General features: G+C 61.6%; 22 protein-coding genes and 1 pseudogene. 18 read left to right on the top strand and 5 right to left on the bottom strand.

Annotated features, from left to right (window positions below):
• Positions 1 to 17 precede the first annotated feature (17 nt).
• From WS96_RS03945 to WS96_RS34725, 17 genes and pseudogenes are all read left to right on the top strand, one after another.
• On the top strand, positions 18 to 485 hold the full coding sequence (locus WS96_RS03945) for a phage tail assembly chaperone (protein WP_059830798.1): 468 nt from the start codon (positions 18 to 20) through the stop codon (positions 483 to 485).
• Positions 482 to 760, top strand: a complete 279-nt coding sequence (locus tag WS96_RS03940; protein ID WP_059830918.1) for a phage tail assembly protein T — start codon at positions 482 to 484, stop codon at positions 758 to 760. Before WS96_RS03945 ends, WS96_RS03940 begins: the two co-directional genes overlap by 4 nt.
• A gap of 13 nt (positions 761 to 773) precedes the next feature.
• Positions 774 to 4,874 (top strand): phage tail tape measure protein, encoded by a 4,101-nt coding sequence (locus WS96_RS03935; RefSeq protein WP_059830797.1) that lies wholly within the window; start codon positions 774 to 776, stop codon positions 4,872 to 4,874.
• Positions 4,874 to 5,212, top strand: a complete 339-nt coding sequence (locus tag WS96_RS03930) for a phage tail protein (RefSeq protein ID WP_034207214.1) — start codon at positions 4,874 to 4,876, stop codon at positions 5,210 to 5,212. The genes WS96_RS03935 and WS96_RS03930 overlap by 1 nt, the downstream gene beginning before the upstream one ends.
• Positions 5,213 to 5,220: 8 nt before the next feature.
• Positions 5,221 to 6,894, top strand: coding sequence for a tail fiber domain-containing protein (locus tag WS96_RS03925; RefSeq protein ID WP_059830795.1), 1,674 nt, complete (start codon positions 5,221 to 5,223; stop codon positions 6,892 to 6,894).
• Positions 6,891 to 7,574 (top strand): phage minor tail protein L, encoded by a 684-nt coding sequence (locus WS96_RS03920; RefSeq protein WP_059830794.1) that lies wholly within the window; start codon positions 6,891 to 6,893, stop codon positions 7,572 to 7,574. Before WS96_RS03925 ends, WS96_RS03920 begins: the two co-directional genes overlap by 4 nt.
• A gap of 48 nt (positions 7,575 to 7,622) precedes the next feature.
• A complete protein-coding gene (locus tag WS96_RS03915; RefSeq protein ID WP_059830792.1) occupies positions 7,623 to 8,375 on the top strand; it encodes a C40 family peptidase in 753 nt (250 codons plus the stop codon).
• Positions 8,372 to 8,935 carry a tail assembly protein gene (locus WS96_RS03910; protein ID WP_059830790.1) on the top strand — a complete coding sequence of 188 codons (564 nt, stop codon included), beginning with the start codon at positions 8,372 to 8,374 and terminating at the stop codon, positions 8,933 to 8,935. Before WS96_RS03915 ends, WS96_RS03910 begins: the two co-directional genes overlap by 4 nt.
• Positions 8,932 to 12,837 (top strand): phage tail protein, encoded by a 3,906-nt coding sequence (locus tag WS96_RS03905; RefSeq protein ID WP_059830788.1) that lies wholly within the window; start codon positions 8,932 to 8,934, stop codon positions 12,835 to 12,837. The genes WS96_RS03910 and WS96_RS03905 overlap by 4 nt, the downstream gene beginning before the upstream one ends.
• Positions 12,837 to 13,145: a hypothetical protein gene (locus WS96_RS34330; RefSeq protein WP_257127931.1), complete on the top strand. Its 309-nt coding sequence runs from the start codon at positions 12,837 to 12,839 to the stop codon at positions 13,143 to 13,145. Before WS96_RS03905 ends, WS96_RS34330 begins: the two co-directional genes overlap by 1 nt.
• A complete protein-coding gene (locus WS96_RS03895; protein WP_059830784.1) occupies positions 13,145 to 13,861 on the top strand; it encodes a hypothetical protein in 717 nt (238 codons plus the stop codon). The genes WS96_RS34330 and WS96_RS03895 overlap by 1 nt, the downstream gene beginning before the upstream one ends.
• Before the next feature lie 42 nt (positions 13,862 to 13,903).
• Positions 13,904 to 14,116 carry an HP1 family phage holin gene (locus WS96_RS03890; protein ID WP_034207220.1) on the top strand — a complete coding sequence of 71 codons (213 nt, stop codon included), beginning with the start codon at positions 13,904 to 13,906 and terminating at the stop codon, positions 14,114 to 14,116.
• Positions 14,109 to 14,606 carry a lysozyme gene (locus tag WS96_RS03885; RefSeq protein WP_059830782.1) on the top strand — a complete coding sequence of 166 codons (498 nt, stop codon included), beginning with the start codon at positions 14,109 to 14,111 and terminating at the stop codon, positions 14,604 to 14,606. Before WS96_RS03890 ends, WS96_RS03885 begins: the two co-directional genes overlap by 8 nt.
• Positions 14,603 to 15,019 (top strand): HNH endonuclease, encoded by a 417-nt coding sequence (locus WS96_RS03880; protein ID WP_059830781.1) that lies wholly within the window; start codon positions 14,603 to 14,605, stop codon positions 15,017 to 15,019. Before WS96_RS03885 ends, WS96_RS03880 begins: the two co-directional genes overlap by 4 nt.
• Entirely contained in the window at positions 15,016 to 15,564 is a 549-nt protein-coding gene (locus tag WS96_RS03875) for a lysis system i-spanin subunit Rz (protein ID WP_059830779.1), read from the top strand. The genes WS96_RS03880 and WS96_RS03875 overlap by 4 nt, the downstream gene beginning before the upstream one ends.
• 86 nt (positions 15,565 to 15,650) lie before the next feature.
• Positions 15,651 to 17,027 (top strand): hypothetical protein, encoded by a 1,377-nt coding sequence (locus WS96_RS33515; RefSeq protein ID WP_156443567.1) that lies wholly within the window; start codon positions 15,651 to 15,653, stop codon positions 17,025 to 17,027.
• 50 nt (positions 17,028 to 17,077) lie between these two features.
• Positions 17,078 to 17,217 (top strand): annotated as a pseudogene (locus tag WS96_RS34725) (DUF2514 family protein); the annotation flags it as partial.
• A 25-nt stretch (positions 17,218 to 17,242) separates the two neighbouring features.
• Here the strand turns inward: WS96_RS34725 and WS96_RS03870 are convergent.
• Positions 17,243 to 17,632 (bottom strand): hypothetical protein, encoded by a 390-nt coding sequence (locus WS96_RS03870; protein WP_059830778.1) that lies wholly within the window; start codon positions 17,630 to 17,632, stop codon positions 17,243 to 17,245.
• Positions 17,633 to 17,674: 42 nt separating this feature from the next.
• Complete coding sequence (locus WS96_RS03865; RefSeq protein ID WP_306454024.1) at positions 17,675 to 18,142, bottom strand: hypothetical protein; 468 nt, start codon at positions 18,140 to 18,142, stop codon at positions 17,675 to 17,677.
• A gap of 77 nt (positions 18,143 to 18,219) precedes the next feature.
• Here WS96_RS03865 and WS96_RS03860 point away from each other — a divergent pair, with 77 nt between their 5' ends.
• A complete protein-coding gene (locus tag WS96_RS03860) occupies positions 18,220 to 18,924 on the top strand; it encodes an SOS response-associated peptidase family protein (protein WP_059830774.1) in 705 nt (234 codons plus the stop codon).
• A 126-nt stretch (positions 18,925 to 19,050) separates the two neighbouring features.
• Here WS96_RS03860 and WS96_RS03855 read toward each other — a convergent pair whose 3' ends face one another.
• The 3 genes from WS96_RS03855 to WS96_RS03845 form a co-directional block, all read right to left on the bottom strand.
• On the bottom strand, positions 19,051 to 19,887 hold the full coding sequence (locus tag WS96_RS03855) for a macro domain-containing protein (RefSeq protein WP_059830773.1): 837 nt from the start codon (positions 19,885 to 19,887) through the stop codon (positions 19,051 to 19,053).
• 32 nt (positions 19,888 to 19,919) lie between these two features.
• Complete coding sequence (locus tag WS96_RS03850) at positions 19,920 to 20,483, bottom strand: TIR domain-containing protein (protein WP_059830771.1); 564 nt, start codon at positions 20,481 to 20,483, stop codon at positions 19,920 to 19,922.
• Positions 20,484 to 20,878: 395 nt separating this feature from the next.
• Entirely contained in the window at positions 20,879 to 21,994 is a 1,116-nt protein-coding gene (locus tag WS96_RS03845; RefSeq protein WP_059830770.1) for a DUF3396 domain-containing protein, read from the bottom strand.
• Between the last annotated feature and the right edge of the window lie 2 nt (positions 21,995 to 21,996).

The following is a 21,996-nucleotide window of genomic DNA, read 5'->3' as shown; positions in this document are numbered from 1 at the left end:
AATGTAAGGAAAAGGTGATGACGAAAACTCCGACGGCCGCTGGCGCACTGCGCGCCGCGATTCTCAACCCGCTGGCCGGCTGGCGGCATGAGATGGTCCACATGCCGGAATGGGGCGACGTGACGGTCGCAGTGCGCGAACCGTTGCTCGAAGACCGCGCATTCTGGCTCGAGCCGCTGCGCCTCGCTGCCGGCGTCGAGCCTGGCGACGACGAGGCAACAGCCCGCGAGAAGTATGCGCGCGTCACCGCGGAAGAGCACAAGCTGGCTTACGCGCGCCTGTTCGTTCGTGTCCTGTACGTGGAGACGTCGGTCGGCTGGCGTCGCGAATTCGAGGACGGCGACGCGCAGGAGGTTGCGTCGGCTTTCGGCGCCGCGCACGATCGCATCGTCACCAAGGCGCTCGAGCTCGGCAACATGAAGGCCGACGCGGAGGACGATGCAAAAAAAGCCTCCGCCGAAACCCCGATCTCCGACTCGAACTGACGTTGGCGTTGCGGCTCGGCAGGACGCTTGCCGAGCTGCGCGCCGATATGTCGACCGCTGAGTTCGCCTTGTGGCAGGCGTTCGATGCCGAGTCGCCGATTGCTGATGATCGTTACGACCTTCACGCCGCGATGGTCGCGTCTGCGGTGTTCCAGGCGCAGGGTGCGAAGGTGAAGGTGGCCGACATGATGCCGAACTGGTCGGGTGAGTCGGCAGAGGTTCAGGAGGTCGTCGATGATCCTTTCTTCGCAGGCCTAAAGAGATTGGTAAAGTAGGCGGATAGGAAATATGGGAACGAGTCTCCGCGAGCTGATCGTCAGCGTTACCGCAAATACGACCCAGTACGACCGACGCATGCAGCAGCTTGGGTCGACGGCCAGCGGCTATTTCAATGCGGTCCGGGATGGAGGCCGCGCCGCTGACGCGGCGTTCGCGTCCAACGCGTCGAGCGTGCAGGTGACGGTGCGTGCGATCGAGGCCGCGCGCGGCTCGCTTACGGCATATGCGCAAGCTGCTGCCGCGGCGTTCGGTGTGCACCAGCTGATCGAGTATGCCGACGAATGGACGAACCTGAGCAACCGGCTCAAGATCGTCACGCGGGATCAGATCGATTTCGCCATCGCGCAAGGCGACGTGCTGCGGATCGCGCAGTCGACACGTCAGCCGCTCGACGCGACGGCCGAGCTGTATCAGCGGATCGCGAACAACACATCGCACCTCGGCCTGTCGATTAAGCAGGTCGGCCCGCTGGTCGAAACGATCAGTAAGGCGGTGGCGCTGTCGGGCGTATCGGCCGACACGGCGCGGCTCGGCATCGTGCAGCTGGGGCAGGCATTCGCCTCCGGCCAGCTGCGCGGGCAGGATCTGAAGAGCGTGCTCGAGGAACTGCCGGGCGTTGCCGACGCGATCGCGCGCGGGATGGGCAAGGGCACGTCCGAACTGAAGGCGCTGGCCGAGGACGGCAAGCTGACCGTCGAAAGCCTGATCGACGCGCTGAAGAACGCCGGGTCGAGCACGGACGCGCTGTTCGGCAAGGTGGACATGACGGTCGGGCAGGCGATGACGCGCCTGCAAACGGAAATCATCGCGTACGTTGGGCACGCGAACGAGGCGACCGGCGCGAGCGCGAAGCTCGCCCAGAGCGTGGTCTACGTTGCTGATCACCTCGACGAGATCGTCACGATCAGCGCGTCGCTCGCGGCCGGTCGGCTCGGGGTCTATTTCGCGCAGACCACAGTGGCCGTCAGCAAGTCCGCCATCGCGTGGAACGCCGAGCGGCAGGCGCTGATCGCGAAGGCACAGGCCGAAAATGCGGCAGCGCTCGTCACGATTACGAAGGCCCAGAGCGACCGCGATGCGGCCGCGGCGAAGCTGCAGAACGCGCAGGCGGCAGAGGTTGCCGCGGTGGCCGAGCTGGCCGGCATGCGCGCGATGCGCGAAAGCCTCGCGATGCAGTCGGCGCTGACGGCCGGGTCGATCCAGTACACGCAGGCGAAGCTGGCCGAGGCGCGCGCGATCGAGGCGAGCGCGGTGGCGCAGGTCGCGACGGCGCGGTCGAATCTGGCGAACAGCCAGGAAATCGGCACGCGGATCGCCGGCACGCCGTACGCGGCGGTGATCGCTCGCGAGACGGCGGCGGCGCAGGGCGAGCTGGAACGGGCCGAGGCGTCCCTCGCGCTGGCGCAGCAGCGCCGTGTGGCGCTGGAGGCTGCGGCGGCCAAGGGTACGGTCGATCAGACGCGGTACGCGGCGGCGTTGGCCGAAACCGAGAAGGGGCTCGCGGTAGCCGAGCGCGAAGTCGCGGCCGCGACGCAGGCGCGTGAACGGGCCGAGCGCGGGGCGACGGCCGCAACGGCGGGTCTGGCCGCGGCGACCGAGCGCGCGGCCGTTGCGCAGACTGCTGCCGCGCGCGCGGGCTCGCTGATGCGCACGGTGGGGTCCGGCCTTCTGTCGGTGATGGGCGGCCTGCCCGGCATCATTGCGACGGTCGGCACGGTGGCGCTCGGCGCCGCGGTGAACTGGCTGGTATTTCGCGATCATGCGGGCAGCGCGACGTCGAGCCTGATCGACATGCAGGCGCCGCTCGACCAGATCATCGAGAAGTATCGGCAGCTGTCGCCGTTGCTGCAGGAGGTCGAGCGCAATCGGGCAAAGCAGGCGCAGACCGCGGCGCGTAGCGATGTAGCGGACGCGTACGCGGGCCTCGCGGCGCGCGCGTCGCAGAGCGTCATCGTGCCAGGCATTGGCGATAGCGCGCCGATCATCACGGACGAGAATCAGGTCGCGCTCGATCGGTTCATTGAAGGGCTGAACCGGATCAAGACCGAGAACCTCGGCGTCGACGAGAAATCGCGCGAGCTTGCGTCGCTGGTCGGTGTATTCATCGACGCGACGAAGGGCGGCGACGAACTGCGCGCCGAGCTGGTGCAGGCCGCGTCGGCGATCGACACGGCCGGCGCCGCCGCGGACAAGGGCACGCGCACGCTCGCCGCGATGGATGCAGCTGCGCGCGGTGCGACCGACGGCATTCGCCAGCTCACGGAGGAAAACAATTTCTTCGCGGGCGGCATGGCGGCCGAGGCCTGGAACAAATACGTCGAAAAGCTGAAAGAGGCCTCCGACGTCATCGGCATGACTGCGCAGCAGCGCGCCGAGTATGAAGCGAAAACGAAGGGCGCGAACACAGCGGAAGCACGTCAAGCCGGTTTGATCGCCGGTCGCGCGGACGCGTACAAATCGCTCGAAAAAGCGATCCAGGACAAAGACGCGAAGGCCGAGGCCGGCGCGCGGCGGAACATCGACAATCTGACGCGCGAACTCGCGCTGATGAATCAGCAGATGGTTGTTGCCGCCGCGCTGGCCGAGTTTCAGGCGGATCTCGTCAGCAAGAAATTCGAGAAATTCGGGTTCAACGCTGACGCGGCGCTCGCGGCCGCCGCGGCGCGCGGCAAAAAGGCGTTCGACGACACGGTGTCGGAATCTGCTGGCCAGGTCGCGCGCATTGGCGTCAATGCGCCGGCGCTCGCGCACAAGAGCCGGGCCGGCGGGTCGCGCGCCGAGCCGGAAAGCCAGCGCATGCTCGACAACATCGCGCAGCGCATTGCGCAGCTGCGCGTCGAGGCGGTCGCAACCGACAAGCTCACGCAGTCGGAGAAAGATCGGATCGGGTTCGACCAGAAGCTGACCGATCTGGCCGCGAAGCGCACGAAGCTGACCGACGGCGACAAGAGCCTGATTCGCGACCAGGCTGCAATTCGCGCGACGTATGACCGTGCGGTGCAGCTGGAGAAAGAGGTTCGCTATCACGAAGCGATCAACAAGCTGAAGGAGCGCAGCGCGCAGATCGACGCGGAGCTGGCGGACTACGCGTCCGAGCGGCAACGAGAAGTCGCGCGCGAGCTGGCCGCGATGCCAATGGGCGACAACGCGCGCGAGCTGAACCAGGCGACGAGTCGCGTCGGCGATGAATTCCGGCGCCGGCGCGACGACTTCACGAAGGGCGCGCGGAAGGACGGCACGCTCGGATCGCCGGAGTATCTGGCGGAAATCGATCGCGTCAACCGGGCCGAGGCCGAGCAGGTCGAGCGCGAGCGCGGGTATGTCGAGCAGCGGCTCGCTGTGCAGCGCGACTGGCGCGTCGGCGCGAGCCGTGCGGTGGCGCTGTATCAGGAATCTGCGGAGAACGCGGCAGGTCGCGCGGAGGAAGCATTTACGAGTTCGTTCCGCAGCATGGAGGACGCGCTCACCTCGTTCGTGTCGACCGGCAAGCTCGATTTTCGCGGACTGGTCAACAGCATGATCGCGGACCTGGCGCGGTTCGCCGCGCGCGCCGCGATGGTGCCGGTGTTCGGCGCGCTCGGGTCGGCGCTCGGGCTCGGTGCCGCGAGCGCTGGCGGGTTCAGTGCCTCGTCGTTGCTTGGCGGTGTGGCTGGCGGCATGTCCGACATGTTCGGTGCGGGTGGCGGCAACGCGTACGGTTTCCACCTGGCGACCGGCGGGCGCGTCACTGGTCCGGGCACGTCGACGAGCGACAGCATTCCGGCGTGGCTCTCCAACGAGGAATTCGTGGTGAAGGCGGCGGCGGTGCGCAAGCCGGGCGTGCTTCGGCTGCTGGAGGCGATCAACAGCGGACAGGATCTCGGCTTCGCGAAGTTTGCGAACGGCGGCCTGGTGGGCGGGGGCTCGGCCGGGGGGGCCGCGCTCGGCGCGCAGGGCGGTGGGATCGAACTGAATATCCCTGTGACGATCGACGGCGGCACGGGCAACGCGACGCAGATGATGGCGAGTGCCGAGTTCGTGAAGAAGCTCACGCAGATGGTGCAGGGGCTGATCGCGGTTGAGAGTCGTCAGGGTGGCGCGCTCTGGAAACTGAAAAACGGGATGGGGTGATGACCGACACGTTTATCTGGTCGCCGACGGTTGAAGGGTTCGGCGGCGATACGACGCTGCGTGTGCGAAAGGCCAGTTTCGCCGATGGATATACGCAGCGCGCGGCCGACGGCCTCAACAACCGTGTGTCGTCGTACAGCCTTCGATTCGTGGGGAATGCCGAAAAGATCTCGGCGATCCTCGAATTCCTCGACGATCACGCTGGCGCGGTGTCGTTTTTCTGGACGCCCCCGCTTCGGCCGCAGGGGCGATTCGTGTGTGAGAAGTACAGCGAGCCAGTGAAAAACGGCAACGTGTACACGATTACGGCGCAGTTTGAACAGACGTTTGCACCATAAGGTAGAAAATGCCGCAACTTCAAAAAGCGAACCTCGGCTCGGCGCCAAACGGTGACGGCGGGGACGATCAACGAACCGCGAACGTACGATATAACGCGAACGTCGATGTGCTCGCTGCCTGTGTCGCGCTTGGCTACACCATCTTGGGCGATAACACGACGATCAAGTCCGATCAGGTCGGCGTGCGGTTCGGGCTGAATATCGGCGTTCCCGGGAAGAAAATTGTGCTGCCCTTGGCCGGTTCGGTAATGGTCAATGCATGCGTTCATTTCTTCAATGTTGGTGTCGGAGTCGACATCGGGCTACAGGGAAGTGACGGCACGCAGACCACGACTCTTGCTCATGGTGACTGGATCACGTACGCATCGGACGGAGCGTCCTATTGGCATGTGGTTGCGCGCGGCAAAATGCTGCCGGACGAGGTTGTGTCCGGTTTTCTGTCTGTGTCGCGCGGTTTGAGTGTTGGCGGCGATGTCGCGATTGGCGGTCGGCTGAACTCGGTGAACAGTCCCAATCTGCTACCGAACTCGACCGGTGAGCTGCGAAATCAATGCTGGACCGGTACAAATTTCGGCTTCGTGGCCGGCGTGAGCGCGGAGGGAACAATTTTCGTCAACTCAGCTGCGATCAATGTCGCGGGCTGGGTGCTGGATTATTCGAACAACATCGCGTGCGGCCCCGGGTTGCTATTGACGCTTTCCGCGGAGATTGTGACAAACGGTTTGAATGCCGGTCAGGTATATATGAAGGTTGAGTCCTTCAATTCGTCCGGTACCGTTTTGGGGACGTTCTCAACAGTCCCAATTACGACCAAGCGGGACTACACGCTCATGACGGCTTCCGGGAAGACGCCGAGCGGGACCGCGTATGTGCGCGTGAGCAGAGTCGCCGATAACGCGCCGAACATTTCAGCATGGGGCGTGGCGTTTCGCCGAATCAAGCTCGAGCGCGGCGCATCGCCATCGTTGTATTCGCAGGAGGCGAGCCTCCTTTATCTGCAGGGCGCGCCGGCATTTGATGGCCGTCCAACGTTCGGGGGAAATATCCCGTGGGATAGCTGGAATCTGCAGAATCCTTGGCATGCAGGGAACTTCAATCCTGGGAACTACGCTCCGCTTAGTGGCAACCGACGATTCGTCGGCGGGGGCACCGCCTTCGATGGTTGGGGTATTCATGTGTCAGGCTCTGCGCCGTGGCTTGAGGAGCAGGGTGTGGCCCTTAGTTGGAACGATGACGTTGGCAAAGGGCAGGGCTTCCTGACCACCAATCGCGGCGCTGGTATCGGTGGTTGGATTCTGCGCACGATTTCTCAGGACGCGCGGCAGGAGATTGGCCGCTTTGTCGTCAATCCGGACGGCAGCTACGGTCAGTCGGACAAGCGCCTGAAGCGAGACATTCGCACTATCCCGAACGCACTGGAACGGATTCGTAAAATCCGAGGCGTTTCCTATGTTCGAAGAAGTACCGGTGCCGGAAGCTACGGCGTGATCGCGAACGAGCTCCGGAAGCATTTTCCATGGGCCGTGTCCGAGATCGGCGCTGGCAAGGGCAAGGAGCATTATCTCGGCGTGAATTATCAGGCGCTGGTCGCCCCGCTGATCGAGGCAGCGAAAGAGCTGGCTGATCGAGTGGAGCGGCTGGAGGGCGAGCTGGCTCAACTGAAAGGCGAGACTCAGGCATGACGATTACGGCCGATATCCAGCAACTGGAACCAGGCCGCCGTATCGAGCTGTTCGAAGTCGACTGCACGGAGATCGGCGGAGACGTGTTGCGCTTTCACGGTCATTTGCAGTCGGCGTCGATCGTGTGGCAGGGACTGGAATACAAGCCGTGGCCGATTCAGGCGGCTGGCTTCCAACGGACCTCTGACGCGCGGCAGCCGGCGCCGACACTGACCGTCGGCGACATCAACGGCACGATCACCGCGCTGTGCGTCGCGTTGGACGATCTTGTGGGCGCGAAGGTATTCCGCCGGCGCACGCTGGCGAAGTATCTCGACGCCGTGAACTTTCCCGACGGCAACCCGACCGCGGACCCTAGCGAGCAATGGCCGCCCGAGCAGTGGCGAATTGAGCAAAAAAGCGACGAGCAACCCGGCGTGCATGTCGAATTCACGCTGTCGTCGCCGCTCGATTTCGGCGGGCAGCAGGTGCCCGCGCGCCAGATCGTCGGCACGTGCCAGTGGCGCTATCGCGGGCCCGAGTGCGGATATGTCGGCGTGGTGTACTTCGACAAGAACGACAGGCCGGTGAGCGACCCGGCGCTCGATCGCTGTAGCCAGAAAATCAGCGGGTGCGAATGCCGGTACGGCGTGAACAACCCGCTGCCGCACGGCGGCTTTTTGTGCGACACGCTCGCCTAGGCCGTCGGCCAACCTCTCATCACGGACCCGCCGCACGGCGGGTTTTTTATGGACGAACGAATCAAGCAGGCGATCGCGGAGCACGCGCTCGCCGAGTACCCGCGCGAGTGCTGCGGATTTGTCGTCGCTACGGCGGCCGGCGATGTGTACGTGCCAGGCCGCAACATCGCGGCGGCGCCCACCGAGCAATTCGCGCTCGCGGCCGAGGATTACGCGGACGCGGAGGACATGGGCGAAATCCTCGCGTTGGTGCACTCGCATCCGAACGGCGCGGCACAGCCGAGCATGGCGGACCGCACCGTATGCGAACGCTCAGGCATTCCGCTGTGGGTGATCGTCTCGCTCGGCGTGCAGGCTAACGGTGCCATCGATGTCGACGACTGGTGCGAGTTCGGCCCGAGCGGTTACGCCGCGCCGCTCTATGGTCGGCCATTCGTGCATGGCGTGCTCGACTGCTATTCGCTGGTGCGCGACTGGTATCTCGCCGAGCTTGGCGTCGTGCTGCCGGATTTTGAGCGAAAAAACGGCTGGTGGGACGACGGGCATTCGAATTTGTATATCGCGCACTACCAGGATGCGGGCTTTCTCGACGTCGGGATCGACGTGCAGCTCGAGCCGGGCGACGTGCTGCTGATGCAGATCCGAAGCAAGAACGGCGTGCCGAATCACGCGGGCGTGTATCTCGGCGACGGCATGTTCGCGCATCACGTGTACGGGCGACTGTCGTGCCGTGCGACGTGGGGTTCGATGTGGCGGGACAGCTGCACGACGGTGCTGAGGCGTATAGGGGGTGCGAAGTGACGGAAAAGCTACGCGAGGTGAGGCTTTACGGGATCGCCGGCGCGCGATTCGGTCGGGTGCATCGTCTGGCCGTGTCGTCGACGGCGGAGGCCGTGCGCGCGCTGTCGGTCCTGATCCCTGGCTTTCGGAAATTCCTGCTCGACGCGCGCGACAACGGGCTGACGTTCGCCGTGTTCAACGGCCGCCGGAATCTGGCCGAAGAGGATCTCGGCGCACCGGTCGGTGGCGAAGCGATCCGGATAGCGCCGGTGATCATCGGCAGCAAGAGCGGCGGTCTGTTCCAGACGATTCTGGGCGCGGCGCTGGCCGTGGTCGGTTTCGTGTTCAGTCAGCCGACGCTGATCGGGCTGGGCGTGTCGATGGCGCTCGGCGGCATCACGCAGATGCTGAGCCCGCAGCAGGCAGGGCTGGCCGGTGCAGCCGACAACGGCACTTCGTACTACTTCAACGGACCGGTGAACAGCTCGGCCCAAGGCGAGCCGGTGTCGCTCGTATACGGCGAGATGGTCGTCGGATCGAAGGTCGTCAGCTCGGGCATCTACACAGAGGATCAGGTGTGAAAAAGATCTACGCGGAATCCGGACCGAAGCGGATTAGCGGGGCCAAGGGTGGCGGCGGTGGAGGCGGCGGCGGTGGGGAATCGCCGGACAGCCTGCATTCCACCGCGCGCGCGAAGGTGCTCGACGCAATCTCGGAGGGTCCGATTGTCGGCCTGGTGAAGGGCATGCAGTCGGTCTTTCTCGACGGCACACCGATCCAGAACGCCGACGGCTCGGTGAACGTCCAGAATTACAACGTCGACGTTCGCACGGGTACGCTCGATCAGGAATTCATGCCGGGCTTTCCGGCGGTCGAGCGCGAATCGGCCGTAGGCGTGCCGCTGACGTCTGATGCGCCGTGGGTGCGGCAGGTGCAAAACACGCAGCTGACGGCGGTCCGCATTCGCTTCGGCGTGCCCGCGCTGCAAAAGAGCGATCCGGCGACCGGCGTATTCGGCTATCGCGTGGAATATGCGATCGATCTGTCGGTCGACGGTGGCTCGTACGCGCAGGTGCTGTCGGCCGCATTCGATGGCAAAACGACGTCGCTTTACGAGCGCTCGCACCGGATCGAGTTGCCGCGTGCAACAACCGGCTGGTTGGTCCGCGTGCGGCGCATGACGCCGAACGCGCACAGCTCGTTGATCGCGGACACGGTGAATATCGAGGCGATCACGGAGGTGATCGACCGCAAGCTGCGGTATCCGATGACGGCGCTCGTTGGCATGGCGTTCGATGCGCGATCGTTCTCACAGGTGCCGGTGCGGTCGTACCACGTTCGCGGCCTGATCATTCGGGTGCCGTCGAACTACGATCCCGAGACGCGCACGTACTCGGGGGCATGGGACGGGACATTCAAGCCGGCGTGGACGAACAACCCGGCGTGGATTTTCTACGATCTGCTGCTGAACGATCGCTACGGCCTCGGCAAGACGGTCGACGCGTCCATGATCGACAAGTGGGGGCTGTACGAGATCGCGCGCTATTGCGACGTCAAGGTGTCCGACGGCAGGGGTGGCGTCGAACCGCGCTTCACGTGTAACTGCGCGATCCAGTCGGCGGCAGACGCGTACAAGGTGCTGCAGGATATCGCGAGCGTGTTCCGCGGTATTTCGTACTGGGGTCCGGGCGCGGTGGTCGCGTCCGCGGACATGCCGTCCGATCCGGTATACGTCTACACGGCGGCGAACGTGATCGACGGGGCGTTCCGTTACGTGGGGAGCGAGCGCAAGACGCGATACACGGTGGCGCTCGTCAGCTACAACGATCCGTCGAACCAATACAAACATGTGGTCGAGTATGTGCCGGACGACGACGGCATCGCGCGTTATGGCGTCATCAAGACGCAGGTAACGGCGTTCGGGTGCACGTCGCAGGCGCAGGCGCACCGGCTCGGGCGGTGGCTTCTCCTGACGTCGCGCTACGAGTCGGGCACGGTGTCGTTCAAGGTCGGGATGGACGGCGTGCTGGTCGGCCCGGGGCAGGTCATCGCGATCGCCGATCCGCGAAAAGCCGGCCGACGCATCGGCGGGCGCATTCGCGCGGTGGCTGGCAATGTTGTCACGCTCGACAAGGCGCCGACCGTGGCGCCGGGCGACCGCTTCACCGCGATTCTGCCGTCAGGTGTCGCGCAGTACCGTGCGGTGAAGTCTGTCGATGGCGACGTGCTCACGCTGGTCGACCGCTTCGACGCGGACCCCGTGCCCGGTGCGGTGTGGATGCTGGAAAACGCGGAGGTCGCTGCGCAGCTCTATCGCGTCGTGAGCGTTCAGGAAGGTGACGACGATGGTCTGCTCGAGTACACGATCACGGCGACGATGCACGAGCCGGGCAAGTACGCGGCGATCGATGACGGCGCGCAGATTCAGCAGCGGCCGGTGACGGTCGTGCCGCCATCGGTGCAGGCGCCGCCGATCAACGTGCGCGTGACGACGTATTCGGCCGTCGACCAGGGGATTTCCAAAACGACGATGGTGATCGCGTGGGACGCTGCGGATAACGCTGTGACGTACCTGCCGGAATGGCGGAAGGACAACGGCGAGTGGGTCAGTGTGCCGCGCACGGGCGGCCTGCAGGTCGAGGTGCCCGGGATCTACCAGGGGCGGTACGTGGCGCGCGTGCGCGCGCAGAACGTGATGGGCGTTACGTCACTGCCGGCGATCAGCGCGGAAACGCAGCTGAAGGGCAAAACGACGCCGCCACCGGCTGTCGCGTCGCTCAAGGCTGCCGGCATCGTGTTCGGGATTAATCTCGATTGGGCATTCCCGGGCGACGGCACAGCCGGCGATACGCAGCGCACCGAGCTTTGGTACAGCCGCACGCCGAGCCGCGACGATGCGATCAAGCTGTCGGACTATGCGTATCCGCAGGCATCGACGTCGCTGCAGGGGTTGGCGGTTGGCCAGGTGTTTTATTTCTGGGCTCGACTCGTCGACACGTCGGGGAACGTCGGGCCGTGGTATCCGGCGGCCGGGCCGGGGGTGCAGGGGCAGCCGACGACCGATCAAGGCGAATACGAAAAGTATTTCGCGGGACGGATTTCGCATTCGGCGCTGGGCGAGGATCTGCGCAAGCCGATCGACGCGATTCCGGGCCTTCAACATGGCGTCGCGGATAACGCGAATGCAATCGAAAAGGAGATTCGCGATCGAGCGGATGCGATCGCAAAGGAAGTTCGGGATCGGGCGGACGCGGTGGCCGAAGAGGCACGGCAGCGCGGTGCCGCGGTGACGTCCGAGCAGCAGGCGCGTCAGGCGGCCGACGTTTCGCTCGGGCAGCGTATCGATACCGTGACTGCCAGCGTCGGCGACGCGGCGGCGGCAATCAAGCAAGAGGCAACCGCGCGCGCCGATGCCGACGGTGCGCTGTCGTCGCGGATCGATACCGTCGTCAGCAAGGCGAACGACAACGCTGCGGCCATCTCGTCGGAGGTGACGGCGCGGGCTACCGCGGACACGGCGCTCGGCAAGCGTGTCGACGCCGTGACGGCCGACGTCGGCGCAAACAAGGCGGCGATTACAGCCGAGCAAAAAGCGCGCGCCGACGGCGACGGCGCACTGTCGAGTCGGATCGATACGGTATCGGCATCGGTCGGCGCGAACGCGGCGGCGATTGCGGCAGAGCAGAAGGCGCGTGCCGATGCGGATGGCGTGCTGGCAACCCAGATCAGCAAGGTGTCGGCGCAAATCAATGTGCCGATGGCGGGCGACAGTGGGCGCGCGGCCGGATCGACGCAGGTAAAGGCGGGCGTCTATTCGGAGCAATCCGCGCGTGCGGAAGCCGACATGGCGATCGCGCAGCGTATCGAAGCTGTTACCGCACAGATGGTATCCGGGCAGGCGTCTCTATCAGCCGGGATTCAGGCTGAGTCGCAGGCGCGCGTGGATGCCGACAGTGCACAGGCCGAGCAGATCACGACCGTGCGCGCACAGGCAAATGCGAACGCCGCAGCGGTACAGACGGTTGCGCAGTCGTATGCGGACCTGAATGGTCGTGTATCGGCGTCGTACCAGATCAAGACGCAGATCACGTCGGATGGTCGAACGTACATCGCCGGCATCGGCATTGGGGTCAACAACAACGAAGGCATTGTCGAGTCGCAGGTGCTGGTGTCGGCGCAGCGTTTCGCGGTGGTTGATCCGGACAACGGCGGGGCGTCGATCGTGCCGTTCGTGGTGCAGGGCGGGCAGGTGTTTATCCGCCAGGCGCTCATCGGTGCTGGTTGGATCACGAACGCGATGATCGGCAGCTATATCCAGTCCGACAACTTCATTCCCGGACGTCAGGGGTGGCGGCTTGATAAGAGCGGAAATTTCGAGATCAACGCGTCGAATGGTAGTGGCAATCGGTTGGTGATCGACGGCAACAGCGTTCGAGTTTATGACGCTAACGGCGTGCTGCGTGTGCGCATGGGGATGTGGTGATGACGGCCGGACTTCAGATTTTCGACGGCGCTGCCCGTCCGATCCTCAAAGCGACGTCGCGTGCAGGGCGGGTGGTCGGGATCGTGCACACGGGTGGCAATGACGGGAGCGTTGCGGCCGATATGTCGGGCGGGGAACCGTTTTGGGCGTTTATGCCTGATCAGATTTTTTACCGTGTGTCTGGCGCGGAGCCGTCTCCCGTTTTGTCGATCGACAGGGCGGGCGTGACCTGGCGCTATAGCGGTAACGCGAGTGGGTCGAACGCGTACGTGAGGGTGCCGGGCTGGATCGTCTTCGGAGTGTATTGATGCCGGCGGGATTTCAAGCATTTACTGATACGGGTGTGTACCAGATAGACGGGTCAACGCCGAACTATCAAATGGTGCAGGCGATGTCGGCGAATTCGGTGAACGGGGGGCTTCAGCTGGCGCTTAACGATGCCGGTAAGCCGTTTTACACCACGTTGCCGAATGTGTCGTTCTCGTTCAATTCGACGGCGGGCCCCATGTATGGAGTGTATGCAGCCGATGGTGTCGGGGTCACAGTTTGGCGTACCGATCGAAGTGGCGACGCCTACACGCTGACGTTTATCACCGAGCGGCCATGCATGGTGTTCTTCTTTCTGTTTGATCGTGTCCCGCCGACGGCCGGAAATTTTGGTCTGCAGGTATTCAACGAGCGGGGCGACCTGATCGCGGATTCGTCGAGGCCATTTCTGCGCGTACTCGATGTGATCTACAACGAGTACGTGCCGGGGGTGGGGTGGGCAACGCTCGGTGCGCCGAGTCCGCAGTGGGATTCGCGGACATACGGCGTTCCCGTGATCGTGTCGGGAATTTACCCGGTTCGCCAGGCATGGAGCTATGACCCGGCGGGCGTCGAATTGACGTCGATTCGTGTGAGCGGAAATTCGGTGTCGTGGGGCACAACGATGTATGGAGGTGGACGAAAACCGAACTGGTCAGGATTTCGAGAGCAATGGCATTCACGTTTCATGGTGTTGGATGCGACAGGAATTTTGTGACGGGCCGCCAATCTGAGCGGCCCTTTTCATTACGAGGAACATATGCGAGCGAGTCCAACCGAAGTGGCGAGCTATGTGGGGAGCGTTACTGCCGTGGCGTCTTCGCTGACGCTAACAGACATCGGGGTAATCGTCGGCATTTTGACTGCATTCGCTACGTTCGGACTCAATTTCTTTTTTATGTGGCGTAAGGATCGCCGAGAGCAGCGCGAGTCGGATATGCGCATCATGGAGATGGAGAAGCACGATGGCTGAAGTACCAAAGAAGACGCTTGCGGGTGTCGTGGGGGCTGCTGCGGCAGCCCTTCTTTTTCCCATGGTCCCGAAGTTCGAAGGGCTCGAGCTCGTCGCGCAGCCGGACCCGATCGGGATCATCACGGGCTGCAACGGCGACACGAAGGACGTGTATGCCGGCCAGCGCTTCACGCCGGAGGAATGCCGCGCGCGCCTCGAGCAGCGGCTCATCGAGCATGCCGAGCCGGTCCTGAAGTGCACCCCGGTTTTGAAGGGCCACACGTACCAGCTCGCGGCCGCAGTTAGTTTCGCCTACAACGTCGGAGCGGCCGCGTACTGCGGCAGCACGACGGCGAAGCGCTTCAACGGCGGCGATTGGAAGGGCGCATGCCGAGCGCTCAACGAGGCAGACAACGGCCGGCCGCAGTGGGTGACGGCCGGCGGCCGCGTGCTGCCGGGCCTGGTGAAACGGCGCGCTGAAGAGCGCGCATTGTGCGAGCGCGACCTATGACGACCACGAAGACCCATGAAACGCGGCGCACGCTGGCCGAGGACGTGTTCTACCCGGACCAGGAATCGCGCACCGAGTCGGCGACGTTCCGCGCGAGCAAGCGCGCGATGAAGGCGGCCGGCGGCTACGTCTGCGCGGTCTGCGGCGATGACCCGGCTGTCGAGTCGCACCACCGGTTCTTCGAGTGGGCGTTCTCACACGCGATCGACTGGAATTGGATCCGCGGCGTCGCGCTCAACCATGTCGACTCGACCTACAACCAACTGCTGTTGTGCGCGCTCCATCACCGGGGCAAGGACCACGGCCGGCATGAGGAAAGTGATCCGGTCTGGAGCGTGCAGGCGTTTCTGCTGCCGGGGTTCGTCTACTCGCCGGACGAGTTGAAGCAGATGCATGCGAAGGAGCCGAAATGATCGTCCTGAAACTTGCGTGGCCGTATCTGCTCGCCGCGCTGCTCGGCGCGGCGGCTGGGGCCACTGCCGAGCACCTGATCGGTGCACGGCAACTCGCCGACGAGAAGGCCGCGCGCGCCCGCGACGCGCAGCGGCATGCCGGCGAACTGACTGCGGTCTCGCAGGCGGCCCTCGCCGCAGAACAGCGCGCGATTGCTGTCCACGACGCAGCCGCCTCGCGGGTGGCCGCCGTCGACGTACAACTCACGAAGGAGCGAACCGACCATGAAACCGAAAATCGCAGCTTTCGTGCTGCTCTTGCCGCTGACACTGACCGGGTGCGTGTCGCCGTCCGGAACTGCACTGCAACCAGTGCCGACGGTGTGCCCAGAACTACCGGCGCCGCCGGCGTGGGCGATGGTGCCGCCGCCGTCGCAGACCTCGACCCAGCGGTTGCAGAACGCGCTTTCGCCGTCGCTGGCGACGACCAGCGCGAAATCGACAAACTGAAAGCGGTGCAGGAATATGTTTGTGCGATACGGCCTAGTACTTTAGGTTGTAAATAGTATTGCCTCGGCGGTAGACTCAAATCGGATGTGGGAAACATCCTCCGAGTGGGTAATCTCAACAATTCGAATATAACGAGGTCAAAATGAGGGCTTTTATTTGCGCGGTTCTTCTGGCACATCTTTCATTAGTTAGCGCACAAACTAATTTATCGTCTCCAGTATCTGTCGGAACATCTCTGATTCCTAATGCGTCACCGCCGATCAATACGACGGCATCGGTAACGAGTGGTTCGAATGTGATCACAGTAGCAAATGCCGCGGGGGTGGCAGTTGGCATGGGGATCTACGGAGGCTTCGTCAGCGAGTGCTCCACTGCTAACGCAGCTTATACCAATGCTTATGTCACGGCCGTTAATGGAAACTCGATAACAATGAGCTGCCCGTCTACGCAGACGAATTCATTGCCGGTTCAGTTTGGTCAGCAGCGAATCAGCACTGAATCCGCGATTCTGGCGAATAACTTGGGCACTTATTACGCAAAAATCGGAAGCGCATCAAACGGAAATTCGGCGGCTTGGTTAAATCAGGTTTCGACCGGTCAAGACTATCAGGCTACCTCGGCGCTGCAGGTTGTCGTTCCGCCGGGTGGCGGCTACGGTATTACAACAGCTGCACGCTCGTCGGATGCAACTGGGGGCGCGTCCGCGTTTCCTTTTCAGAGCATTCTTTATCTTGATTCCTGGCCGAACAATCACTATGGAGCCGAGAATACGTATCTTCAAGATAATCTCACTGCTGCTACTGATGGAAAGGCGCCGCATTTCCAAATGGAGCAATCGATTAATAGTCTGTGGACCCAGCAAGATGAGGACCCTTACACGATAAACAAGCCTGGGCAGACGATTTTACATCGATATGATTGTGGTACTGGTCAACAGTCACCTCCCTATCCCAATAACTGTACATCGGCAGTTGATATTGTTAAAAATGGCGCAAAATTGTTGAATGGGATCGTTGTTTCCAGTGATGCGCTTGATACTTCGGGTGGGTTTGGTAAGGTTTTGAGCATGCCGTTGAATAATGGGCTGATCTGGTTCTCGGCAGCGAATGCATACTCAGCGACTATTTCGTCAAAATCGCCTGGGATGCTTGACATCAACGTCCCAACCTCTGGCTCTGGTATCCGGTTGAATGGCTCTCTGCTGATTTCAGCGCAAGCACCGTCAATCAGCTCCGGGTTCGGATCTGGGGCGTCTGTCGTTGCAAGTAACGGAACTGCCGCATTTCGTATCAGCGTAGGGGCGTCGCCTGGAAGCGGAGGTACGTTGGGAATGCCTGAAGCGCCGAACGGCTGGGTGTGCGACGGAAGCGATCTGTCACAGATGAACTCGTCAGCGTTTTACTTTAGGCAAACAGCATTTACGAAAACCTCTGTAAGCATGGCGATGTACAACACGTCGGGTGTCCAGTCGAATCTTATTGCTGGTGATACTGTTGTGATGAAGTGCGTCGCGTTCTAAGCGAGCTGTGGCGCCATTTGGAGGGCTCCCGCGCTTGATGACGGGGTGTGGGAGACCCCCTGCGATCTGCTGCCGACGTGCTCGGCCGCGGTGACCGGCGCGCGGGCGAACTGGCAGAGTACGCTGACTGGGCCGCATCGCGGGCCAGCAGTGCGAGCGCGACTACGACGCGCTGACGGCGTCAAAGTAGGGGCGACGTGTCACTCGGGCGCGGGCTAATTGATCGGCTCGATGTAGAACCCGCGTGCTGTCAGGTCCATCGTGACGTCGCTGAATGAGTCGAAAATGTCGTATCCACATTCGACATACGTGGTCGTGGAATCGAAATTGAAATCCTCGATGTTTCGCTTCCAGGTGAGCGGCAAGTCGGTCGAGTGCCCCGGATCGAAGTGGGTGACGCTTAGGTACGGCGGACGAACGCCGCGAGGCGGATACTCCGTACGCAGTACGAGCTCGACGTTCACGATGACATGGTGTTCCGGGATGCGGTCCGCGTAACGCAGCAGGTACGCCCGCAGCGAATGGCCGTCCTTCCGGTCTTGCGCCGAGGCGAAACCGAACCAGTCGTCGTCGGAATCGCTGAATTCTTCCGCAATCGTGCGCATAGTCGCCTCCCGTGCGAGTGGCTTCAGGATGCCACAGCCGCCTCAAATCATCCCAGCGCGCGCGCGTTCCCTTCGGAGGAGATGGCGCAGCTTCTGAAAGTCCCCATTCCCGCCACTGAGCTGCCCGCGATCCGGGATGTTCTTGTCGACGTAGTCGAACCACTCTTGGATGTAGTCCAGCGATTTCCGAAGAGCGAGGATTTCAAGGATCAGCCATCGCACCTGTAGGTCGGTGTATTCCCGCCACAGGGCTCTAAGTTCGGCATCGCTTGGGGAGTCGAACTCAGGCAACTGGGGCTTCACCTTGAGGCTCCGGTCTCGTAGTGGCACGCGATTCCGGTCAATCCTCGTGCTTTCGATCGGCCTGGTTGTAGGCAGGTCCATGGCACCGATGCGGTCCTCTAGCCACGATTCGAGTTCACGTTCCGTGAGTTCGATAGGTGTGCGCTTCCAATCCTCACTCCCGAGGGTTCTGAACTCCCAGATGTACGCCCATTGCGGCTTGATCACGTTGCTACCACTGTATAAAAACACAGTGTATCGCGGGGTAAGATGGTCCCGTCAAGAATGAAAATTGGGGACGGTCTATGTGCACGAACTACGTCGCGCCAGGCGAAGATCCGGGGCTGAGCGAGCTGAAGATCAACAACTTCCGCGACCTGTATCGCTGGACGCCGTGGAAGCCCGAGATCTACGAGGATTATGACGCGCCGATCGTCGGCTACGTCGACGGGCAGTTCAAGCCGCTGATCGCCAATTTCGGCTTTGTGCCGCGTGCGATTCAGAAGGAGCGGATTGAAGCAGCGAAGGCGGCCGGCAAGAAGCCGGACATCATGCGCACGCTGATGAACGTGCGTGATGATAACGTGGGGAAGTCGCGGCTATTCGCTCCAACGTGGCGAGTCGGGGGCCGCTGCCTGATCCCGGCCAAGTACGTCGTCGAGCCGTCGTATCCGGATGCCTATCAAGGCAACGATGGAAAATGGGTGCTCGGGCCATGCGTGTGGCAGCGCATCGGCCTAATCGACCGGCCGACGATGTGCGTCGCCGGTATCTGGCAAACGCTGCGTCGGCGGGACGGCTCGGACGTTCATGCGATGGCGATGTTTACCGTCAACGCTGACGGCCACCAGCTGATGTCGCGCATGCACAGGCCGGCGGACGAAAAGCGGTCGGTCGTGATCCTGCGGCCGGACGACTGGGAGGAATGGCTGACGACATCGAACGTCGAGGCCGCGCGCGCGATGCTGCAGCTCTATCCGGCGGACGAAATGTACGCCGAGGCGAAGTGATTCAGCGTTACGCCAAATTTACGCCAAACTCGCCGATGAGGCTTGTCGTATAAGGCTGGGATGGGGTGTCGCTGGTCCCCCCGACAGGGATCGAGCCAAAGGGGCGTTAGTGGTGTAACGACGAAATTACACACCGTTTCTCACCGATTTGATGTCGAGAAGGTTAATCTGATCAATCTTGTCCCTGTGAATGACGATGGTCAGTTTAGCTGGATACTTGAATCGCATTTCACTGATTCTGAAGGTCCATAACATTATCTTCAAAAGATCCTCGTCGCTAATGTTCTTATGTCCCTTGATACGCGTAATTCCCGATCCGAAGATGGTGGTTGATACGCTTTGTTGAGCGTATATGTTGTTAACCTTGTCCCAAAATGTGATCAAAAATTCTAGGTATTCGGGCATCGTCAACAGCGCTTTATTGTTCTCGTCAAACTTGGAGAATGCTGTCAGCAGATAGTCCTTGTAGACGCAAACCGTTCCGACCTGATATTGCAGCTTCTTTCCCTGCTTTCGATCGTCATTTTTTCCGAGTAACTCGCTGCGATCAAATGCGTAATTTTCGATGTGACGATCCAGTTCGGAGACAGGGGCGTTCAAGTATTTTTTGATAAAAATGCCGTTGAGAGAGCCTTCCCCGATGATTACGTTGTCAACCTGGGTGTCGAAATATTCATTGAATGCGATCACCTTCAAGCCCGGTTGGTCGAAGATATCCCCCGTTTTTATCGTGACTTTGCTATCTTCGATTTTTATGTCGATGCTGTTCAGGCTATTCGACCAAATCCAGAGTGTCAGGTAAATTCCGAAAAGTAATGCTAGAAAAATCCAACCGTATAGTGACTTGTGATCACTTGGGATATTGACAAATAGTGCGAATAATGAGAGCGAGACACTAATGACGGACGTGATCTCAAGAAATTTCTTTCTAAGTCGCTTGTCAAAAAATTTAACTTTTGCCATTGGGTGGCCTGCGCTCTCTGTTTATTATTTTCTTAAACCTTGTACCAGTAGAAATCTGCGGCCAACTTGGTGTTGAGCATGAAGCCGCTGTGTTCTAGTGATTCTTTAATAAGGGCTTTTTTCATGGGAACGTGAAGCGTGGGCACATTGCTCATCGAATCCCGGAACACGGGTAAATTGTCCCAGAGGTTTTTAACCGCTTGCTTCAGCGAGCCGTTGTTCACAAGGCTCTCCTTCGTGTCGTACTCAGGATAAACGACGATTACCGGTAGCCCTTGGTCATTGATGCCGTAGTCGATCTCTTCCCTAAGGGCTCGCGAGTTTTTAGTGTTCGCGCTCAGGAACAGAACAATGTTCTTGGAATTTCGAATCCGCTCCCTGAGTCTTGGTTTTAATGTCACTTCCCAGTCGCTGCTGTCGCGGACGTTGTAAGTCTTGTTATGTGAGTCAACAAAGGGGAACGATGCGTCATTCCCCTTCCACGATCGCAGAAGATTGTAGTAGCAGAAGTCCTTCGTCGCATGAGCTCCTAACGCGCTAGCGCTGAACGGTTCAGCGACATAAAAGGCAGTGTAGTTCCCGTTTCGATACACCATGACCCCTCCAATGTGACCGGAATTTTCTGCAGTTTACACCCAATCTGCGTGGTATTTTTGACTGACTCGCGAAAACCAGAGTGGGAAAGAGGGAAGATGTCGGGCTTCCATTGGGAAGCCGGAGCTATGATCTTTGGGCGTAAGTTTTGGCGTAGTTTTTTGTGGGGTGCCTTAATGTGGTTGGGTACTGCATTACTTCGAAGGTAGCCGGTGAATGCTGCCCGCTTGAGCTCGTGGGCAACCATCCGACGATTGCTGGACACACTGAGTGTTATGCGAAGCTGCCTTCAAATCCGGTACACGGCGGGCAATCCGTGGCGAATGACGAGGCAGCACGCGCGATGGTGCAGCCTTATCCGGCTGACGAAATGATCGTGGGGCGGCCGTTCATGCGCTCACATTGATGTCGGCAGCTTCGGCGTCTTGTGTAGTTCGACCCAGTAGCCGTTGATGCGGTCTGGCTCGACGTCGAGCCGACGTAGCCAAGCTTCGGTCGCAACTTGAGAATTCAAAAGAGGCGCTGTGCTCGTCGCGGTTCCAGTCTGCAGGGTACCGATCTCGTCGGCAATGATCGGTCGCATTGCATTATTCAGCAGCACGTATGCGGCCGGAGGCTCGGGAGGGTGGCCCGGCTCGCCGGCAACACCCGTCTGCGGCGCGACGCCTGCCTGAATGATCAGGCCCCCGTTGTTGTAGGGCTGCTTGCGGAACCAGTCCGGCGGTAGGCCCAGTTTGTCCGCCCCCCCCAGCTTCTTCAGCAGGTCGGCGTTGACGGCCGTCAACCAATCCACCGTCTTGATGTGATCGGTGAGCCGACGGAGGTTCCGGCGCATCGGATCGCCGACATCCAGCCCGGGTCCGAACTTGCGCGCCCAGAAATATTCCGATGCCTCGTTCGGGCCCCGCTGCAGCAAAGAAAGGTTCGCGGCATATCCGGCGTGACCGTTGACCGCATCGAGCTCGCCGACGGCTTGCGCGAAGAGCGCCTCAAACACGCCTGGGCAGAGCGTTAGGAAGGCCTGCGGCACGGAGAACGTCACAACGTCCATGCCTCGGTTCAACGATGCTTGCCAGTCTTCGAGGCAGAACGTCGCGAATTCCATCGTGCCGGCCTCGTCCTTGTCTGCCGCATTGGAGACGGCCAGCGTGAACGGCGCATTTGCCGGGATGCCCGTGGACAACGAGGTGAGCGACGGCCCCTTTGATAGCTCCACCGGTTGCTTACCGTCCTGGTACAGCCATCGGAGCGGCGAGTCTTTCGACGGTTCGCGGCCGGCCGACTGTTCTGCGGCGTGCTGGTAGACCTGCAGCGCATCGATGTATCGCTCGTAGCAGGCGACAAGCGCCTTGCGTTTGGCCGGCGTATACCCGCCCGTGAAGTAGATCACGGCGCGCACGGCGAGGGCCGCGCCTACGATCGCGCGTTGGTGCTTCGGCTCGAACGCGCCAAACGGCAACGTCCCGACTCGGTTCGGGTCATTGGCCCACGCGATCAATTCGTCCTTCGTCATTG

This window comes from Burkholderia sp. MSMB1835 (genome assembly GCF_001526365.1).
Taxonomy (GTDB): domain Bacteria; phylum Pseudomonadota; class Gammaproteobacteria; order Burkholderiales; family Burkholderiaceae; genus Burkholderia.
The sequence above is the reverse complement of the archived record's forward strand: the minus strand, read 5'-3'. Positions and strand labels throughout refer to the sequence as shown.

Coding starts and splice junctions, on each gene's coding strand:
- WS96_RS03880 (WP_059830781.1), top strand. CDS start 14,603: ATGACGACCACGAAGACCCATGAAACGCGGCGCACGCTGGCCGAGGAC.
- WS96_RS03850 (WP_059830771.1), bottom strand. CDS start 20,483: ATGGTGTATCGAAACGGGAACTACACTGCCTTTTATGTCGCTGAACCG.
- WS96_RS03945 (WP_059830798.1), top strand. CDS start 18: ATGACGAAAACTCCGACGGCCGCTGGCGCACTGCGCGCCGCGATTCTC.
- WS96_RS03930 (WP_034207214.1), top strand. CDS start 4,874: ATGACCGACACGTTTATCTGGTCGCCGACGGTTGAAGGGTTCGGCGGC.
- WS96_RS03915 (WP_059830792.1), top strand. CDS start 7,623: ATGGACGAACGAATCAAGCAGGCGATCGCGGAGCACGCGCTCGCCGAG.
- WS96_RS03925 (WP_059830795.1), top strand. CDS start 5,221: ATGCCGCAACTTCAAAAAGCGAACCTCGGCTCGGCGCCAAACGGTGAC.
- WS96_RS03935 (WP_059830797.1), top strand. CDS start 774: ATGGGAACGAGTCTCCGCGAGCTGATCGTCAGCGTTACCGCAAATACG.
- WS96_RS03895 (WP_059830784.1), top strand. CDS start 13,145: ATGCCGGCGGGATTTCAAGCATTTACTGATACGGGTGTGTACCAGATA.
- WS96_RS03875 (WP_059830779.1), top strand. CDS start 15,016: ATGATCGTCCTGAAACTTGCGTGGCCGTATCTGCTCGCCGCGCTGCTC.
- WS96_RS03845 (WP_059830770.1), bottom strand. CDS start 21,994: ATGACGAAGGACGAATTGATCGCGTGGGCCAATGACCCGAACCGAGTC.
- WS96_RS34330 (WP_257127931.1), top strand. CDS start 12,837: ATGACGGCCGGACTTCAGATTTTCGACGGCGCTGCCCGTCCGATCCTC.
- WS96_RS03855 (WP_059830773.1), bottom strand. CDS start 19,887: ATGGCAAAAGTTAAATTTTTTGACAAGCGACTTAGAAAGAAATTTCTT.
- WS96_RS03885 (WP_059830782.1), top strand. CDS start 14,109: ATGGCTGAAGTACCAAAGAAGACGCTTGCGGGTGTCGTGGGGGCTGCT.
- WS96_RS33515 (WP_156443567.1), top strand. CDS start 15,651: ATGAGGGCTTTTATTTGCGCGGTTCTTCTGGCACATCTTTCATTAGTT.
- WS96_RS03870 (WP_059830778.1), bottom strand. CDS start 17,632: ATGCGCACGATTGCGGAAGAATTCAGCGATTCCGACGACGACTGGTTC.
- WS96_RS03860 (WP_059830774.1), top strand. CDS start 18,220: ATGTGCACGAACTACGTCGCGCCAGGCGAAGATCCGGGGCTGAGCGAG.
- WS96_RS03890 (WP_034207220.1), top strand. CDS start 13,904: ATGCGAGCGAGTCCAACCGAAGTGGCGAGCTATGTGGGGAGCGTTACT.
- WS96_RS03920 (WP_059830794.1), top strand. CDS start 6,891: ATGACGATTACGGCCGATATCCAGCAACTGGAACCAGGCCGCCGTATC.